This is a genomic window from Bacillus sp. LR--39 (genome assembly GCF_053613335.1).
This window is the reverse complement of record NZ_JBSIOT010001117.1, coordinates 1-625: the sequence shown is the minus strand read 5'-3', so window position 1 is coordinate 625 and position 625 is coordinate 1. Positions and strand designations below refer to the sequence as shown.

The window sequence follows — 625 nt, the reverse complement described above, 5'->3', positions numbered from 1 at the left end:
CATGCAGGCCGCGTTTCAGAGCTTCGCCGCAAGGACAGTACACTGGCGTCAGGTATCAGAGAATATCAGCCGGGCGACCGTTTTGCATGGGTCGACTGGAAGACGTCAGCCCGCCGCAGCCAGCTGATGACGAAGGAATTTGAGCAGACGAAAGGGGATGACCTGCTCGTCTTTATGGATCAGTCCCCGTCTGAGGCTTTTGAAGAGATCGTCACGTTTACCGCTTCCATCATTCGTTCGGCAATGCGGAGCGGGACGAATGCAGGGCTTGTTTCCATTGGTAAGGAGCGGAATGTCTTCCCGGTTCGGCAGGGGGAAGAGCAGCTGAGAAAGCTGTTCTACTACTTGGCGATTGCCGACTGCAATGCAGTCCAGCCGTTTCACAGTCTGATAGAGGGGGAATTGGGACATTCCGATATGAGAAAAGCCGTCAAATATATTGTGACAAGCCGCATCACGATCGAACTGGTGCAGGCTTTGAAGAAACCGCTCTCCGGCGGGCGGCCCGTCATTTGTTTGGTGAAGAAAAAAGGCGGAGATCTATCAAGCGAGGAAAGCGCGGCTGTCCAGCATTTAAAAGCGCGGGGAATCGAAGTAAACGTCATTTACGGGGAACATTTTTCCC

The 625-nt window shown here is 53.4% G+C and carries 1 protein-coding gene; it reads left to right on the top strand.

What is annotated here, in order from left to right:
- Positions 1-625 (top strand): DUF58 domain-containing protein (locus ACWHAR_RS28815; RefSeq protein ID WP_452088665.1); only part of this gene is annotated, 625 nt, incomplete at both ends.